This window comes from Paenibacillus sp. B46(2026) (assembly GCF_056786355.1).
This window is the reverse complement of the sequence record NZ_CM165907.1, coordinates 3,350,423-3,368,797: the sequence shown is the minus strand read 5'-3', so window position 1 is coordinate 3,368,797 and position 18,375 is coordinate 3,350,423. Positions and strand designations below refer to the sequence as shown.

The window sequence follows — 18,375 nt, the reverse complement described above, 5'->3', positions numbered from 1 at the left end:
CCCTAATCAATTATTTGTAACAAGAGCTCATAATGGAGCTTTTCTGGGGTGAATAAAGATAAATAAGATTTCTCTACCATAATAAGTGGACCGTGATACGGATAGCCCTGGTGTTCTGCATAAGCATAGAATTCGTTGATATGTTCTTTGAGTTCAGCTTCAATTTGTACATATACATGACGAGAAAGATATTTTCCTCTAGGCAAAACTAAATCGTTCGCTCCCTCCTTTTGTGTATAAATTCCTACGGTGTCCGTCTCATCGTACGCATAATGGATGTCGGCTTCAAATAAATTGGGAATGTTTTCTTTAAGTTGGGTCAGTTGCCTTGCTTGCAAGTACCCTTGCGCTTCCATATGGAACCACAGGGATAAGTGAATCTCCTCACGAGTATCAATATAATAAGTCACTTGATCCTCAAGTGGGATATGCTTTTTCTCATGCAACAACTTGCTGATAAGGTGCTTTGTTTGCTGAAGCTGAGTGATGGCTGCTTCCGTGTCTGCCAACGCTTGGCGAAATAATGATGTGATTTGAACGGATGTCAGATTACTCAAACATTCCTTGATCATTTGAACAGACAGTCCCATTTTGCGAAGCAACAAAATATGAGATAGACGGTAAATTTCATCTACCCCATACATCCTGTATTGGTTTTCTGCTATATAAGCAGGGGCCAACACCCCTTTTTCTTCGAAGTATCGAATTTGATGCACAGAGACTTTCATCAGCTTTGCCAGCTCGCTAATCGTAATTTCATCACTCAACCTTTTCACCGCCTTTGCTGTTTTTCACAATACAAGCATAAACCTTAGGCCTGACCTAAGGTCAAGTCTTTATTTTAGCCCCTCCTGATAACAAAAAAACCACGGCACCAGATTCGGTACCGCAGTTTATTAATCAATCATCCTATTGGATTTGTTTCATGTAAGATTTGAATTCCTCGGTAATTTCTTTATATTTCGTATGATGCAGGGAATGTGAACCTTCCATTGGGATCATTTTGCCCTGCGCGGATTGTTTGGCTTGTTCTTCATGTAGCGGAATCCACTGCGGGTTTTTCTCGTTATTGGAAAGAACAAAGAGAAGCACTGGCAGATCACGAGGATACGTGAGTTTTTCTCCATTTTTGAAATTGGAACCCAGGTGTTTAAGCTCATCTACTAATGTCGGATTCGTTGAGACTTGATTCGAAATCAACTTCATCTGTTCTTTGGTATGTTCATCGTATGCAAGTGATGCATATGAATCACCGCTCACTGCTTGAAGGACTCTCATTAGGCCCGATTTTTGAAGGAATTTCATTAGGTTCAAAGGTAAATTAACATCCATGCCAGGTTGATTCGGAACACTGCTGTCAATACCGACAAAAGCAGAAACTTCATCCGGATACGTGTTCACATAAGTCGCTGCGTACAGTCCCGTGATGGAATGCCCCATCAGAATATAACGGTCTATACCGAGCTGCTCTACAGCTTCATGAATTTCACTAACGATATTCTCGGTGGTTCTCTCCGTTTCGGTTTGATCGCTTAACCCATAACCGAAAGGCTCAATCGCCACAACTTTGTAATCAGGCGTCAATTCATCGATTAACAATTTGAAATCAAGTACTGGTGACGGGGTTCCTTGTCCGGGAAGTAGCACGATGGTTTGTTCGCCGCTGCCTTGAATGGACACATTCATATTCTTCCCATCGACATTAACATATTGGCCGTACGATTCGATTTTCTTTTTCTCGGCCCCATTACTTATCGTATGAACGACAAACGTGATGCCCATGAACAGCACCAGCGCGCCGACAATACCACCTATTATTTTTAACCATAAGTTCCGTATTTTACGGCCCTTAGTCCCCGTTGTTGTTACTTCCACTGTTTTCTCCACATCCATCTTCTCCTGTCCTTTATATCTGTAGAGCCGCTCTTGCGACATAGGTCTAGTGTAACCGTGCAAGATGTACCCTTCGTGACGACAATATGAACGGAGTATGAACTACAAAAAAAAGAGAACTGCTTGTTGAGAGCAGTTCTCTGTAGAATAAGACAGTTCTTAGTGGTCCAGGAACACAAGCTGGATGAAGAACAATACCGCAAAAATGTAGAATATCGGATGAACATCTTTACCTTTTCCACGAAGCAGCTTGAGTACCGGATAAAAGATGAAACCTATCCCAATGCCTGTCGCAATACTATGCGTCAATGGAGTAAGGATGGTAATCAGGAAGGCAGGAAATGCTTCTTCGAGATCATCCCATTTGATTTTGCTGATAACGTTAATCATAAAATACCCAACAATGATCAGTGCCGGAGAAGTGATCGCCGGAATGCTTGATATTACACTTACAATCGGTGTGAAGAATAACGTCAGAGCAAGAAGCACACTTACCGTTACCGCCGTCAGTCCCGTTCTTCCTCCTGCAGCCACCCCTGTGCTGGACTCGATATAAGCCGATGTTGGGCTTGTTCCGAGCAAAGCGCCTGAGGTTGTTCCTACTGCATCTGCCAATAGTGCACCGCGCGAACGCGGGAATTTCCCATCCTTCAGTAGTCCTGCTTGTTCAGCAACGCCGAGCATCGTGCCCGTCGTATCAAACAGTGTGATCAACAAGAAGGTAAATATGATCGTGTACAAGCCATTCGAGAATACGCCTGCCAGATCCAGTTGCAGAGCCGTTGACGAGAGGCCTTGAGGCATGGATACAATGGATTCCGGCATTTGGAATAGTCCCATGATCCAGGCAAGTATCGCTGTAACCACCATTCCGATGAACAGATAACCTTTTACATTGTAAGCCATCAGCACAACGGTAATAATCAATCCGATAATGGTCAGATAAGCCATTGGCTCAGCCAAGTTCCCGATCGTAATTAAATTCGATTCTGAATCAGCAATAATTCCGGCGTTTTGCAAACCTACCGTTGTAATAAACAATCCGATCCCTGCGGTTATGGCATGTTTCAAGCTTGCAGGAATGGCATCCAGCAACATGTAACGGAATGAAGTCAGCGATAAAATAATAAACAAAATTCCTGCTATAAATACGGCTCCCAGTGCAACCTGCCATGACACGCCATACCCGGCAACTACGCTATAGGCAAAGAATGCATTGAGACCCATACCCGGTGCAATGACGATCGGATAATTGGACCATATCCCCATAATCAGAGTTCCCACAATACTTGCCAGTACTGTTGCTATGAATACTCCGTTAAAGTCCATCCCCGTGCTGCTGAGTATTCCTGGGTTTACGATAACTATGTATACCATTGTGAAGAATGTTGTAACCCCTGCGATAATTTCTGTGGGAATGCTCGTGCCTCGTTCTTTAAGTTTGAACCATTTGTCCATGGTAAAGCCAGCCTCCAACTTTCAAATTATACTCCAAAGCTAAAAACAAAAAATCCTAATCTTCATATAGGATTGTAATATTATCGCTCCTATATTCGTTGTTAGGATTTAAAGATTCAACAGCTAAGCTCTAAACTAAACATAAAGATACTCATATCTGTTTCAACCTGAAGTCCATTTCGTATTCTAATTAAAATGACATGCAATGTCAATGAATTAACGATTTGTTCACAGTTATTTACGAACTATACAGACATTATAGCTTGTCTTCATTCGTTTTTAGAACAGAGTATGTACTTATTGCTCAATGTCTGCAACATATGAAGAAAGACTGCCAGCAATGTTCACTGACAGTCTTTTGCTTAATTCGTAGTAGGTTTCTCTTCATATTCGCTGGATAATTCTTTAAGCGATTTGATTTTACCATGGGGATGCTGTTCTTGCTTTCGTGACTTCCAGGCAGCTTCTTTTCTTTTCTTCTGGTTAGCCATAAAAGATATCCTCCTCTGGAAACTGAGATATATACTACTTCTTTATGATGTCATTCCTGGCCAACTTTATTCTGCATGCATTTAGAGAATTCAGAAGTTAATTGGCAGGACCCAGATTGATCAAACTGACCTCGGACAATGATACGGTTGTGTTGCCATCTTGCACACCGTCAATATTACCCAGATCAAATGAGATTCGAGTATTCGCATAGCTGTCTTCTGTTGCATCAAATGTAAACGTGAACTCCTGTTCTTCTGGATTCAAATCAACTCGTGCCCCAAAGAAACCATGCCACTCATAATTCGATGCTGCATCGACCCATCCAATACCCAAACCCAATTTTCTGGACTTCTCGGCTTTGGCTCTAAACGTAAGTTTGTACTTAAAACCCTTCTGGATGCCAAATCCTTCATTGATAACCTGACGATCCCATGGATGCTGCCCTGCATGACCAATCTTGGCATGAAGTTGTTGATTGCTAACTTGCATCTCAAGGTCCGCTGCATTACCATCCGCGTGGGTAAACCAGCCTTCCTTACCTTTGGAGAAGTCTCCATTGGGAATAAGGTTAACATGAGCTGGCTGCCCTCCTTGATCTGCATTCGGATTAACTTCATATAACTGAACGTTATGGATGTTAATCGAGTGTTGTTCGTCTGTAGATAGCGGATAACCTAATCCGAATGCAAGCATGGCTGCCGAATCCGAGGTATCTCCCATGGTGAAGGTATAAGTATACGACTTTTGATCCGCGGTTAATTCCACTTCTTCTTCAAAATACTTCACAAAATCCCCTGCATTCTGAGAAAGAACCGCTTGCATGGATTTAGGACTTGAAGCAGATGCCTCGAAGGTAAGTCGGTACGTTTTGTTTGCATCAAGTTTGATCTGACCTTGTTGCAACAAAGCATCCCACCAATGTTCACTTGTACCAGGCAATTTAATCGTTAATCCTTCGCCCTCGCCATGTGAGGCTGTCAGATGATTAGGAATTAGCTCCCAATGATTCAGATCAGCTGTTAGCTCACTGTTCTGAATTTTGTTTTGTGAAATATCCACCCAACGTGTATTATAATCTGCCCCTTCAAAATTCACATAATAGGGTTTTCCTGCTGTCAAGTTGACCCCTGGAAAATACACCGTTGTATATGCTTGCCATCCACCCGTGTCTCCGAGACTCAGGTCTGATTGTGCAACGGTTGTACCTTGTTCATCCTGAATGCTGAACTGAACCTTGGAATCACTTTTTCCACTGGCCATTCGGGCAGACAGAACATATACTCCATCGTGAGCTACATCGATTTTATATTGCAGCAGATCTCCCTGATCCATGTAACTGACATGTTTTCCTCCTTCTACGGAGTCCTCCAGTTGTAAGCCCTGCATCATCCAGGCTTCGGTTGCAGGAACATGTGCGTAGCCATTCACTGACAGAGGTTTTCCGCGTTTCGTCAGACGGACATTGTCCACATATACCTTACCTTTAGAACTGCCGAATAACAGTCTTAGCTCGGATTGTGCGATTGATGCTCCATCTCCAATGATGATTTCTCCGGTAAATGTTTTCATTTCTTGGTTCAAGGAGAGGTTTTGTCCTTGATGAACCTGTACTGTATGCCCATTACTACTGACAACATCAATGTCGATGCTTCGCGGTGTATCTGCCTTGGCATCTAAGGAGAAACCATACGTTGTATTCGCCTCAAGCTTCAGCTCCGGTTGGTTCACCGAAACTTGCTGTGGGTCACCATTCGTTTGAGTAACATCAACAACTAGCTGACGCTCCATAATCGGGAATTTCGAAAAGTTATTTACACTAATATTGGCTGCCGCATTGTCCTGAATGCTGCTTGACCAGAATCCCAGACGTTCCTTGCCTTGATCGAATGTGCCATTGTAAATAAAGTTACCATCAGGTAGCGCGTTTCGTTCGACAGTTAGCGGGTCAGCCTCACCCACCTCGATCAGCCTGACATTGGAAAGCCAAACGGTCGTATCATCCAGCCCCAGATTAAATTCGAATCTGGCATTGTTATCCGAGCCATCCCGCATATTGAAAGTATAGTCATAAGATTGCCAATCTGTCGTGAGTGTAAAGGTGTTATCGCCCGAATAATTCGTCCAGCTTTTTTCGAATTGGTTCACTTTGGACATGATTGTACGGTCAGCAGATGCCTTCGCATCAAACTGTATTTTGTACTTTTTGTTTTTCTTGATATGCATGGGCATCTGAGTGAGTTGAACGGAGTAGTTTTCAGTACCCGATGCATCAATCGTAACTTGTGCTGCTTTTCCTTTTTGATCATCTTCTATAACTTTGACACTGCCAGCTCCATCAGCATTTGTGATGAATTTCCACTGCAGAGGCACTCCATTTTCTTCAGACCCTTCCGAAAAACGATCATTGTAGATTTGATTGCCATCGGCTTGTGGTTCACGCTGTTGTGCAGGCTCTATCGGATTTGTTGTTACATCAGGCCATGTGTTTAGATTTTTGTAAGAATATACACGCACAAAATCAACATTCATCTTTTCGGAAGTGAAGTTGCTTTCAGGTGAGCCCGGCCAGTCTCCTCCAACTGCCAAATTGAGAATCAGATAGAATGGACGATCAAATGGTGCAGGGAACGTATAATACTCGGGTTGGCCCGCGGCCTTCGTTTGCCAGTTGGTCACTTCATGATGCAGCTTTCCATCCACATAGAAGCGAATCATGCCCGGCAACCATTCCACCTGGAAATCATGATAATCGTCAGCAAAAGTTTCTCCCTTCGGAAGAGTAAGGCTTCCCTGATCGTGTCCATGGGAGCCGTCAGGCTTCACACTGTCATAATGCAATGTGCTATATACCTTGTTATTACTCTCTTTGCCACCAATTAGCTCCATAATATCGATTTCTCCAGAGGCAGGCCATCCACCATAATGTGCTTCATCTGTTGGCATCATCCATATGGCAGGCCACATGCCTTTTTCAATAGGAAGCTTCGCACGTACAACTACTTTACCGTAGGTCCAGTCGCCTTTTCCCATGGAGATCAGTTTGCCAGAGCTGTAATCCTTACCATTTTTCGGACCCTTTTTCGCTTCAATCTGCAACACGCTTCGATTCTGATCTTTCGTAATGCGAGTATTATCCGGGCTGTAATACTGCAATTCATTGTTATAGACCAGTCCTGTATCCTGCACGGTCCATTTGGAAGCATCAATCGCAGGCCCGTTAAACTCATCATTCCAGACCAGCTCCCATTGATCATGCGGAATCGTTGTTGCGGGAACCGGTTTTTCGCCCGCAGGATTGCTTGGGATCGATGGTGTAGACGGTGATTGCCCGTCTGGAGAAGATGGTGTGGGTGTGCTTGTCACATTTGTTGAACCACCAGGCTGTGATGAAGCAGGTTTTTGTGCTTCACCCACCAAGGATGTGCGCAATCCTTGTTTTACTTTCTCTCCGTTGATCACAACATCAATGGCATCTACACTCAATTTTTGGATCGTACCTTCGGTATCCATTCGGGTCTGACTCGCTTCTGCATGAATATTCATGGAATCAATCAGGCTGTTTGAATAGATCTCCAGAATGGATCTCTGCATTACATGCATCTCCTGAATGTTACTTTCTTCCGTAATGGCAACTCTGACGGGTTCCCCACGTTTGTCAACGACAACTCGATTCAGCTTGGAGTTGCTAATATCGATGGAATGACTGCCGCCGCCTTTAATGATGACACTTCCTGTAACGGTTACGCCCTGAAGAACAACAGATCCCTCGCCAATGCCTTCTGCCAGCAGCAGATTTCCATTGACAATCGTATTTTTTAACGTGACATCCGTTGAATTAATAATCAAGTTACCATCCACCCGGGACTCATATATACCAGGAGTACTTTTCACATCTGCAATCATCGCCGACAACATTGCTGCCGTCTCTGCACGTGTAATCGGGGATTTGGGATTTAATTTGCCTTGGAAGCCTTTAAGAATATTTTCGTCTACTAAATAGGTAAGCGCTTTCTTTGCGTAGCTGGAAATATCATCTACATCCTGAAATTTCAATCGTTCACTATCTTCACTTGTAAACGTTGAAAGTTGAAAAGCTCGATCCACCATAACCGCTGCATCTTGGCGGGTAATCGGTTGTTGCGGTGACAGATGTTCACGGTCTGTTCCTTCGATGATGCCAGAACCATTCGCTCGTACCATGACGTCATAGTACCAATCGTCTGAAGTCATATCCGCATATGAACCAGTCACCCCCTCACCAGTGAAACCAAAGGCCCGATCCAAAATCATCACGAATTCAGCTCGGCTAATGACCTGACTGGGCTTGAATGTACCGTCCGTATAACCTTTCAATAAATTCAAGTCTTGCATCCGTGTAACTGCAGAGTGTGACCAATGCCCGGTCAGGTCTGTATAGGGAACAGAGAAGTGCAGGCTTTTCGCCTGCACATTTCCCACCTCCGCTCGACCCTTTACACTCTCTGCTCCAGCAGTTGCTGGATAAACGAGAGAAGCCATTAAACTCCATGCCACCATACATGCCAGTCCTTTTCTCATCCTTCTTCCTCCCTCAGCTCAGTTATCCTTGCATTTGCATAGCCTATTCCTTGACTGCTCCAATAACGATCCCCTTAACGAAGAAACGTTGTAAAAACGGGTATACCATCAGGATCGGAAGCGCGCCGATAAAGATCTGTGCAGCGCGTACGGTTCGCTGCGAGATATTCTCCAACATGGAAGGATCCACGTTGATTTTGCTGAGATCTTGCTGAACGATAATGGTCTGTAACAGAGAAGCAAGCGGATAATTTTTAATATCAGACATATAGATCATGCCGTCGAACCAGGAGTTCCACTGATACACCATTGTAAATAAGGACAAGGTTGCGATAGCTGGAAGAGACAGTGGTACGTAGACCAGAATCAAGGTTTTGATATGACCTGCTCCATCCAAATAGGCTGCTTCTTCAAGTTCTTTGGGCAGACCGCGGAAGAAGTTCATCATGAGTATAACGTTCCACACCGACAGTGCTCCCGGCAGAATAAGTGCCCAGATTGTATTCATCAGGCCAAGCTTCTGGATCAGAATGTAACTTGGAATCAAACCGCCGCTGAACAAAATGGTGAAAACAAAGAACCATGTATACAACGAGCGACCTTTAAAACTGATATCTTCCTTGGACAACGGAAATGCGGTTATGAGCATGATGACCATACCAATGATCGTCGCAATTACAGTCCGTTTAAGTGACACGATCAAGGAGTTGATGAAGTTCGAATTCCCGAATGTTTTCACGTATGCGTCCGTTGTGAACCCGATGGGCCAGAAGCTGACCAAGTTCGATGATGCTGGCGCCATGCTGCTGAATGAAACCGCTAATATATGAATAATAGGTAAAATGCATAGTATTGATAAAATTCCAAGAAAAGTATAATTGGCAATGCTGAATATGCGGTACCCTTTAGTTTTATAATACAAGCCCTTTTCTCCTCTCTAGAAAACTCGATAATTAGCTAGTTTGTAAGCCATTCTGTAAGATATAACAATCAAAATGGTAGCAACCACAGATTTGAACAACCCTACTGCTGTGGCAAAACTCATCTTCCCGTTCAGAATCCCGAGTCTGTATACAAAGGTGTCAATGATGTCGCCTTTGTCATACACAAGTGGATTGTACAGGTTGAACACCTGATCAAAACCGGCGTTCAGGATATTGCCGATAGAGAGCGTCATCAGTACGATTGTAATCGGCATCAATGCCGGAATCGTAATGTGCAGCGTCTGTTTAAACCGGTTGGCCCCATCCACTTCAGCCGCTTCGTAAAGCGCAGGATTGATACCTGAGAGAGAAGCCAGAAATACGATCGTACCAAAACCAAATTCTTTCCACACATCACTGACGATCAGCGTTATACGGAACCATGTACCGTCTCCAAGGAAAAAGATCGGATCTCCTCCGAATGCTACGATAAGTTGGTTGACCATGCCGCCCTGTGGAGACAGAATATCGAGCAGAATCCCTCCGAGAATAACCCATGATAGGAAATGCGGTAGATACACAAGCGTTTGACTTACTCTCTTGAATGCCGTCAAGCGCACTTCATTGAGCAAAATGGCAAACAGGAATGGAGCGAACAGTCCTGCGATGATTTTGAAAAATGCAATGACCAGCGTATTCCAGATCACCTGACCTACGTCCGGATATAAGAATAAATATCGAAAATTGTCCCAACCCACCCATTTGGATTCAGAAAATCCCAAGTATGGCTTGAAATCCTGAAAAGCAATTACAATGCCGCCCATCGGTATGTACTGAAACACCAGTGCCAGCAATACAGCTGGAATGAGCATCATATGCAAGGTCCAGTTCCGTTGCATATTCCAGCGCTGTTTAACCCTGGTGGAGCGCCGTTTATGCGGCGTTTCTAACGTATGTTCCTTCACTCCTGCATCCCCCATGTTCTAAATTTTGTATTTTACAAGTCATCGTGAACTTGTATATTAAAATTATAGCAATGGAAATTTGTGATCTATATCCTAATATTGCAACAACGATATCAATATTTTAATAAGATTAAGGAGGTTGGACTTTGTTTACACGCTTGAATGTCTTTACCAAAATTACACTGTTGTTTGTGATGCTGCTTATTCTGGTGCTGTTTCTCTATACATACTCGAACCGGGAAAGCGTCCGTGTTATCGAACACGAGATTCAGAACAATACGATGAATCATCTCTCGACATTTGCTGATTCAGTAGAATCCAACATTTACCAATTGTCATTGTATGGGATGTCTATTGGACAAGATTCGAGCATTCAGGAATATCAACGCCCCGACTACAAGGACATTCCCTATGAACGTGTGAAAGTTGGAAGCGCCATTCTGGAAAAGATGAATCTGTACAACGCAGCAAGCAAATGGCATTCGACCATCACACTTTACTTCCCTCGGATGCAAAAAGTGATATCAACGGATTATTATGCTTACATTCCGTACAGGGATGATGAATTTAAGGAGCCTCTCTCGCAGTCCTGGACCTATGCCGACAATCAGTTTATTTGGTACACCACCGATCCAACGACAGCGATGGCGAGACCTGGCAAAGCCAGATTGATTACCAAAATCAGTTTTCCAGTTCATCACTTAACTGCACTCCTTAATCAAAACAAGTTAAATAATAAAGGTGACCCGTTTATGTTCCATCCCGATTATGGACTAATCAGCAATAGTTCTGGAAAGGAAACCTTGAACGCGATCCTGCCTTCCCTGAAAGAAGCAAAACTGCAGGCCAACGGTGGATTCAGTACAACGTTGAACAAAACGGAATATTACGTCTCTTACATTCAATCCAAGAGTCTCGGCTGGTATTATGTTGACTATGTGCCTATGCAGCAAATTTTGAAACCGATTACGAGCAGCCGGAATCTCTTTTACGCTTCAATTGCTGTTCTGATCGTGATGAGCGTTGTTGTATTATATACACTCTATCGAAGTGTGCAGCTTCCACTCTTACAGTTGGTGAAAGGGACGAATCGCTTGTCCACCGGGGACTTTTCAGTTCGGCTTCATCATTCTGCACGCAATGAGTTCAGCCTGTTATTTGCACGTTTCAACATCATGGCTCAACGAATTCAGGAATTAATCGAGAATGTATATGAGGAGAAATTACGAAGTCGGGAAGCCACGCTCAAACAGTTGCAATCGCAGATTAATCCGCATTTTCTATATAACTGCCTGTTCTATATCAAGAACATGGCCCGAATGAAAAATGAAAAGGCTGTGGTAGCCATGGCACTGAATCTGGGAGAGTATTACCGATACATAACCAGATCCGAAAAGGATCAAGCCACGCTTCGTGAAGAGCTGACGATGGTCAAAAATTATTTGGAAATCCAGTCACTTCGTCTGGAACGAATGCATTTTACAATCGACGTGCCCCATGATATTTTAGATAAAACAGTTCCCAGACTAACCCTCCAGCCTATTATTGAGAACGCTATTATTCATGGTCTGGAGCCCAAATCGGTAGATGGTGAGATTAAAATCTATGCGGACTGCGAGGATGATGTGTACACGATTATCGTGGAGGACAGCGGGCTTGGCATGTCTGAGAAACAGCTTGATCATCTGAGAGATAATCTTCTTAAACCGCTGGATGAGAATATGGGATGTGGTACATGGAATGTCCATCAGCGTTTGTCTTTTCTCTACGGTGAAGGATCTGGACTATTCTATGACCATTCTTCAATGGGTGGGATTAAAGTTAACATCACATGGCACGACAATACAGACAAGTAGGTGAAAGACCCATGCTGCAAATATTACTAGTGGACGATGAACGTTCCGTCGTGGAAACGCTGGCAGAGACCATTCCGTGGGAAAGCTGCGGGATCAGTACAGTTCATGAAGCCTTATCCGGTGCAGTAGCGCTGGAAATTATGGACAATCACGACATTGACATTGTAATTACGGATATACGTATGCCCGAAATGTCAGGCATTGCACTTATTACAGCGATTCATGAAAAGTGGCCTCATGTGCAGACAATTCTGTTATCAGGTCACGCCGACTTTGAATATGCCAAACAGGCCATTGCACAGGAAAGCTTCGATTACTTGCTGAAACCTGTTAGCGACGAAGATCTGATCGAATCCGTGCAACGTCTTGTTCATCGAATTAAAGAAAAGTGGGAAACAGCAGCATCTCATCAAAGAGCCTTACACGCCTTTCAGGATCATCTGCCATTGCTTCAATCCACGATGCTGCATGAGTTGCTGACTGGAAAAGTCTATGATCAGACGACGCTGGCAGACAAGCTTGATCTGCTGGAGCTTCCCTACTCCGTAGGAGAGGATCTCGGCATGCTGATTATTCGTATGGAGAAACATCTATCCGATATGGCACACGGCGACCTGGCCCTAATGGAATATGCGATATGTAATATCATTAGTGAAGTGATGCAGAATCATTTTCATATCTGGCACACACGAGACGTTCATGATTACCTTGTTGTTCTGGTTAGCATGAAGCATTCCACAACGATGAGTTATAGCAGGAGCGAGACGCCTCAGACCCTGCTTGAGCAGTATGCTGCCCAGATTCAAACCAATGTTCAGTTATACTTGAAAGGTGCAATCTCCATTTCCGTCTCCAGCTGGGGCAAGTTCCCCCACGAAATTGGAGAACTCTATGAACGAACGGTTATGTCCATGCGTAAACGGATGGGTCAGGTGCAAGGTTTGTTTGTCACCGCTTCCGATGAAAAGGATGCCAATCCTCTACATACGATCAGGTCGCTTTATCAGCCGCCAACGTTGATTAGCCTGCTCGAAGCTGGTCGCTTTGAGGATGTGGAACAGAAAATCGAGCACATTTTTGAGGAACTGCTGCATTCCAATGAACATCATGATATTGCGGAGTCAACCTTCGAGGTGTATTTTGCTATTGCGGGCGCGTTTGCGTACATCATTCATAAAAATGGCAAACAAATCTCTTCTTTGATTCCAGCAGAGTCCTATCGCTACTTTCAAGCTCCCAGTTACTCCACTGCGCAGCAATTACAGGACTGGTCCTTGCGTACACTTCATTACATACGAGATGATGCTGAACAAGAGCTTAGAGACAATCACAGCACCATTGTGCGCAGTGTCAAAAGTTTCGTCGACCTTCATCTGGCTGGTGATGTATCACTGCCTGCAATTGCTGACCATGTTCATCTGCATCCGGTGTACCTGTCCAAGGTATACAAAGCTGAGACCGGTGAAGCACTTACAGCATACGTATACCGATTAAGAATGGAGAAAGCAGCCTATCATTTGCGAACATCAACCGCCAAAGTGTTTGAGATTGCAGAACTTGTCGGTTACAACAATACCGCATATTTCATTCGAGTTTTCAAGAAATTTTATGATCTTACACCGCAAGAATATCGGGAAAATCTGCCTGTTTAAGGGGGACCGCAGACCAAACCTGACTTCCAAGCAGGCTCCCCGTTTACCCATTTCTTATATTGCATACCAAAAGGCATTGCCGGAGTTCATCTCCTGCAATGCCTTTTGGGTGCATATGTGGCCGCGATGAATCCATTCAGGCAGCCCTGCAACATCCTATTTTCCGCTTTTCACGGACTCATACCACTCGTTAACTTCTTTCGTAATCTGATCTCCGCCTGAAGACTTCCATTTCTCAACAAAGGAGTCGAACGCATCCACAGAGGTTTTGCCATATACAATTTGAGAGAATGTATCTTTCTCCATCTTCGTCAGAATATCATTGTTCATCTGCATCGTCATTGAAGGTGCACCGGTAAACATCTGATTGAACACGATATCTTTTTGATCCAGAACAATCTTTGCTGCATCAAGCATAGGTGCGGGTACACCTGATTTGATTTTTTTCTCGAAAGGCGTAGTTGGTTCTTCACCGCTTGCCAGCTTCGCGAGTGTTGTCATGCTTAGATTCGGAATTCGCGCTCCATCAAACGTTAAGGTATACTTCTCTGGAGCATAACCACCCGTAAGACTTGCATCAGTTGATGGTTTCCCATCGACCATTACCCAATCGTACCCTTCGGCAAATCCATGTTCGAACTCATCGCCTTCTTTAGGATTTGCATAGTGATCAAAGAGATAGTTCTGATAGGTGAAAAAGGCTTCCGGATTTTTCATGTCTTTGTTAATCAGAATTACGCCATTTCCATTCGACGTACCATGTCTTCCTGCTTGACCGTTTGGACCGGAAGGAATCGGATAGGCTTTGTATTCAGCCTCAGGATTGTTCTTCTTCACATCCTCCAGCGGCCAGGATGGCATCCAGTGAGGACCTACTACAATACCTGCTTTTCCAGCAGTAAATTCTTCCGCAGCTTTCGTCTCGTCATACACGCCGGCTTCTTCCGGGATATACCCTTTGCTCATCCAGCTTTGTAATTTGGCCAAAGCCTGCTTCGCACCAGGTGTAACGGAACCGTATTCAAGTTTTCCATCTGCCGTCAGATTCCATTGGTTTGGCATTGTACCATAAGCGCCAAATACCCATCCAGCTTCTGACATCCATGTGTTCAGCCAGTTCTTGAAGCCAATGGTAAGTCCGTAGGTATCCTGCTTCCCATTGCCATCCGGATCTTGATTCGTAAACGTTTCCATAATGACTTCAAGATCATCTATAGTTTTAGGTGCTTCCAGATTGAATTTCTTCATCCAGTCTTCACGGATCCACATGACAGGATCACCATTATAGGAATAGTCCAGAATCGGAATACCGATCTTTTTACCATCTTGCATGTATGGATACCATACGGAAGGATCTTCGTTTACGGCTGCTTTCCATGTGTCGCTGGCATATTTGTCAAACAACTCACCCGCATCGACAAATTTTCCGGACTCAATCAATTCACGCACCAGATTGAATTCGCCGCGATACGAAATAATGTCCGGCATGTCCGCATTGGAAGCAAGTGATAGACGCAGCTTTGTCTCGAATGCATTATTGGTGGATGGAGATATCCACTGGTTTTTCAACTCAATTCCGAGTTTCTCTTTGGCCCATTTTGTATGGACGTTGTTGTCCTGATCCTCACCTGGCTTAAACTTCACGTCTGGACCCCATGGTCGCAAATACGTAATAGACACTGGTGGATCATACTTCCCATTTTTGAGCTCCAACGTTGTCGCTGGTGTACTCGATTCTGCTTTCTTGTCGCTTCCGCTGCTACACCCACTCAAGGCTGCAGATAGGGCCAATACACCGATCATGACCAAACTGCCTACTCGTCTCTTTTTACTTGTGTCCAACTTCGTTCCCCCAGTCTATGTAATGTTGCTTACAGGTTAATCATAATGAATGAATGATATTTATGCCCATACTAATATTGCAACATTTATTGCATTAATTTAGGATATTGGATATTGAATACATATATTGAATAAATGTAACGACTGGATGGAGAAAAAAAGCAGCCGCTAACGGCTGCTTCAGTCTGCTTAATTACTCGTATATTTAACCCAATCATATTCCGCATAGAGTGGATTGGCACCGTTATAAGGACCGAGCCAGCTATCAACACCTGTTCCATTCCACAGGTTCATCATAATTTTTCCAGGTGTTTTAGGAATATTGCTGGTTGCCGTATGCTTCAATACACCATCAACATACCATTTGATATGTCCCGGCTGCCAATCGAATGCGTACGTATGGAAACCTTGGGATGCATCAAAACCAAGATTAATAATCTTCTCATGATTACCAACACCATTGGTATAATAATTAAACTGCACTTTGGTTGTGTCTTTTCCTAAAAATTCGATATCAATCTCATCCCATTGGGTGCCATGTGCGGGCCCTGTGTATGTGAAAAATGAGGAAACTACACCTGTGTTTTTGGCAGGTTTCATACTGACTTCATACAAGCCGTACCCATACGTATTCGTGGAACGGTACTCTCCGCAATCAAACTTGTTCTGTGCAGAGCTGGTCAAACCAAGCTTAAGCTTGCCGTCACTTGTGAAATTAACATTATTAGCCCTCCACGTACAGTTGAACATGCTCCCATTGGAATACCCGTCCGCTTTTTGCCACGTACTTGCGTTAAAATAGGTTAGAGGTTCCCAGAAAACATAACCAGCGAAAGCGCTTACTGAAAAAAACAAAGAGATGACACCTGTTACCGCCAAAGTATACCAAGACTTTCTCTTCATCAATACACCTCCATCAATGATTCCAACATGTACAAGTTAGACCTACCGAGTCGCAGGTGATAAAGGTAAAAATACCTGCACCACAAAAATAGATAACGCTTACATGGTTGGTATTTCCATTTTATCTGGAAGCAGAGTGGTACACTATAGCAAACTTTAAAGCAGAGATATTCAATTTTTAAGATCCTCGTTCTCGTATCTATTCATGTCATGCTAAGACTATGCCAGTTTCATAAACGTAAGATTGATTTAATGAAGCGCCTGCCCTTCAGCATAGAAGGAATCAGGCGTTTCATGAATAGCATTTTTACATATATCTCAACATGTTTGTTTCTTTATTTACCCTAAATCATTTCTATTCCGCACCAGCCCGTACCAACATTGCTTCAATTTCCTTAAAACCTTTATTCTTCGCATGACTGAACGGTGACACCCCATCACGATCCGATATGTTTACGTCGGCTCCGTGGTCAATGAGTAATTGTATCGTCTCCTGCTGCCGAGCATTGCCATCGTTAAGAATGATCGCTTCGAGCAGTACTGTCCCTCCATATCGATTCGTTATCGCCGGGTCCGCTCCCGCCTCAATCGTTAACTTCAAGATATCCAAGTATCCTTCAGCACCAGCATACAGAAACGGGTTATTCTTCATAACGTCCTGTATATTCACATCTGCACCCGCTTGAATTATTAGTTAGTGCACATGTTAACACAAGATAGATCCCATTGCCCATATGTAAAAAAGTGCTTCCGTATTCGCAAGTTGGGGCGTTATCCTTTATGAAATCCTCAAACGCTGGTTTGTATTTATCCAAAAGTATCCTTTTTCATTTTATATATTGACAGTGATAATCGTTATCAATAATGTTGGAGTAAGGTGTACAACGATTTATTTCAGAGTGATCGGCAAACATTATTGAAATGAGGTACGAAATGTGAAAATAGATGTTAATCAGTTAGCAGCGCATTTCGCATACATTCCTTTTCAAGTAGAAGGAATATATCGATATGCTAGAAATCCAGGGGTCCCCCACGCTGACTATACCGATTCTTTTCCTGGATTTGTGTTTCCACTTACAGGAGAAACACAATTTCAATTTGATGGTACGCCCTATATTTTCTCGCCAGGAAAAGTAGTACATGGGGGTGCAAAAATGAAACTGGACCAAACCGTGTCTAATAGAAATGACTGGGAATACATCCTCGTTTTATACCGAATATGTAGTTCAGACCTGGAAGAATCAAGCTTTTCTCATCAGCATTTTGAATTATCAACGGGCCAATCCCCTCGTCTGATCGAATTAGTTATGCGTCTTTGGCATGTGTATAACCAGCGTGGAGGTATTTCAAAATTTCAGACCGAGATGCTGTTTCGCGATGTACTGAATGAAACCTTATTGTGTGTTGATCATAGGCAAAATAGTTGTGAATCAGATGCTTTATTTGAACGTGTCTCTGCTTATATCCAAGAATACTATGATCAAAGTCTGACTATTGCATCGCTTGCAGAACAAAATAATGTTAATCGAAATCGACTTTCCTACGTGTTTAGAAGACATGCAGGTATGGGGCCAGCGGAATATGTATTGAAATATCGTATAAAAATAGCGCAACAAATGCTATTGGCAAGTGATGCGTCTGTACAACAGATTGCTGAAACCATTGGCATTGCTGACCCCTTTTATTTTAGTAGAGTGTTCAAGAAACAATGTGGTATTTCTCCTACTGAGTATCGTCATAAGTTCATCAATAATCCATCCTGATTTCAATAGGCATCCATGTTATACAAAAAATTAAATCAGTATACTGAACATAAAGGATTAATACACAGGAG

The 18,375-nt window shown here is 43.4% G+C and carries 12 protein-coding genes and 1 pseudogene; 3 read left to right on the top strand and 10 right to left on the bottom strand.

Annotated elements, in window-relative coordinates:
* Positions 1-2: 2 nt before the first annotated feature.
* The 7 genes from AC1S8V_RS15225 to AC1S8V_RS15195 form a co-directional block, all read right to left on the bottom strand.
* On the bottom strand, positions 3-767 hold the full coding sequence (locus AC1S8V_RS15225) for a MerR family transcriptional regulator (protein ID WP_482074303.1): 765 nt from the start codon (positions 765-767) through the stop codon (positions 3-5).
* 142 nt (positions 768-909) lie between these two features.
* Entirely contained in the window at positions 910-1,893 is a 984-nt protein-coding gene (locus AC1S8V_RS15220; RefSeq protein WP_482074490.1) for an alpha/beta hydrolase, read from the bottom strand.
* Positions 1,894-2,052: 159 nt separating this feature from the next.
* On the bottom strand, positions 2,053-3,351 hold the full coding sequence (locus AC1S8V_RS15215) for an NCS2 family permease (RefSeq protein ID WP_482074302.1): 1,299 nt from the start codon (positions 3,349-3,351) through the stop codon (positions 2,053-2,055).
* 362 nt (positions 3,352-3,713) lie between these two features.
* A complete protein-coding gene (locus AC1S8V_RS15210; protein ID WP_482074301.1) occupies positions 3,714-3,842 on the bottom strand; it encodes a DUF6254 family protein in 129 nt (42 codons plus the stop codon).
* A 97-nt stretch (positions 3,843-3,939) separates the two neighbouring features.
* Positions 3,940-8,400 carry a carbohydrate binding domain-containing protein gene (locus AC1S8V_RS15205; protein WP_482074300.1) on the bottom strand — a complete coding sequence of 1,487 codons (4,461 nt, stop codon included), beginning with the start codon at positions 8,398-8,400 and terminating at the stop codon, positions 3,940-3,942.
* Positions 8,401-8,443: 43 nt separating this feature from the next.
* Positions 8,444-9,322 carry a carbohydrate ABC transporter permease gene (locus AC1S8V_RS15200; RefSeq protein ID WP_433753856.1) on the bottom strand — a complete coding sequence of 293 codons (879 nt, stop codon included), beginning with the start codon at positions 9,320-9,322 and terminating at the stop codon, positions 8,444-8,446.
* A 15-nt stretch (positions 9,323-9,337) separates the two neighbouring features.
* Positions 9,338-10,222, bottom strand: a complete 885-nt coding sequence (locus AC1S8V_RS15195) for an ABC transporter permease (RefSeq protein WP_482074489.1) — start codon at positions 10,220-10,222, stop codon at positions 9,338-9,340.
* 212 nt (positions 10,223-10,434) lie between these two features.
* Here AC1S8V_RS15195 and AC1S8V_RS15190 point away from each other — a divergent pair, with 212 nt between their 5' ends.
* On the top strand, positions 10,435-12,144 hold the full coding sequence (locus tag AC1S8V_RS15190) for a sensor histidine kinase (protein WP_482074299.1): 1,710 nt from the start codon (positions 10,435-10,437) through the stop codon (positions 12,142-12,144).
* A gap of 11 nt (positions 12,145-12,155) precedes the next feature.
* The gene (locus AC1S8V_RS15185; protein WP_482074298.1) at positions 12,156-13,796 is read left to right on the top strand and encodes a response regulator; all 1,641 of its coding nucleotides are present in this window, start codon (positions 12,156-12,158) and stop codon (positions 13,794-13,796) included.
* A gap of 156 nt (positions 13,797-13,952) precedes the next feature.
* Here the strand turns inward: AC1S8V_RS15185 and AC1S8V_RS15180 are convergent, their stop codons facing one another.
* The 3 genes and pseudogenes from AC1S8V_RS15180 to AC1S8V_RS15170 all read right to left on the bottom strand — a co-directional run.
* Entirely contained in the window at positions 13,953-15,638 is a 1,686-nt protein-coding gene (locus tag AC1S8V_RS15180) for an extracellular solute-binding protein (protein WP_482074297.1), read from the bottom strand.
* Positions 15,639-15,827: 189 nt separating this feature from the next.
* Positions 15,828-16,541 carry a beta-glucanase gene (bglS, locus tag AC1S8V_RS15175; protein ID WP_482074296.1) on the bottom strand — a complete coding sequence of 238 codons (714 nt, stop codon included), beginning with the start codon at positions 16,539-16,541 and terminating at the stop codon, positions 15,828-15,830.
* A 355-nt stretch (positions 16,542-16,896) separates the two neighbouring features.
* Positions 16,897-17,232, bottom strand: a pseudogene (locus tag AC1S8V_RS15170) (ankyrin repeat domain-containing protein); the annotation flags it as partial.
* Positions 17,233-17,476: 244 nt separating this feature from the next.
* Here AC1S8V_RS15170 and AC1S8V_RS15165 point away from each other — a divergent pair.
* Positions 17,477-18,304, top strand: coding sequence for a helix-turn-helix domain-containing protein (locus AC1S8V_RS15165; protein WP_482074295.1), 828 nt, complete (start codon positions 17,477-17,479; stop codon positions 18,302-18,304).
* The last annotated feature ends 71 nt before the right edge of the window (positions 18,305-18,375 follow it).

Bases quoted from the DNA above. Each gene is read 5' to 3' on its own strand.
- AC1S8V_RS15220 (WP_482074490.1), bottom strand. From the start codon at position 1,893: ATGGATGTGGAGAAAACAGTGGAAGTAACAACAACGGGGACTAAGGGC.
- AC1S8V_RS15215 (WP_482074302.1), bottom strand. From the start codon at position 3,351: ATGGACAAATGGTTCAAACTTAAAGAACGAGGCACGAGCATTCCCACA.
- AC1S8V_RS15210 (WP_482074301.1), bottom strand. From the start codon at position 3,842: ATGGCTAACCAGAAGAAAAGAAAAGAAGCTGCCTGGAAGTCACGAAAG.
- AC1S8V_RS15205 (WP_482074300.1), bottom strand. From the start codon at position 8,400: ATGAGAAAAGGACTGGCATGTATGGTGGCATGGAGTTTAATGGCTTCT.
- AC1S8V_RS15195 (WP_482074489.1), bottom strand. From the start codon at position 10,222: ATGCAACGGAACTGGACCTTGCATATGATGCTCATTCCAGCTGTATTG.
- AC1S8V_RS15185 (WP_482074298.1), top strand. From the start codon at position 12,156: ATGCTGCAAATATTACTAGTGGACGATGAACGTTCCGTCGTGGAAACG.
- bglS (WP_482074296.1), bottom strand. From the start codon at position 16,541: ATGAAGAGAAAGTCTTGGTATACTTTGGCGGTAACAGGTGTCATCTCT.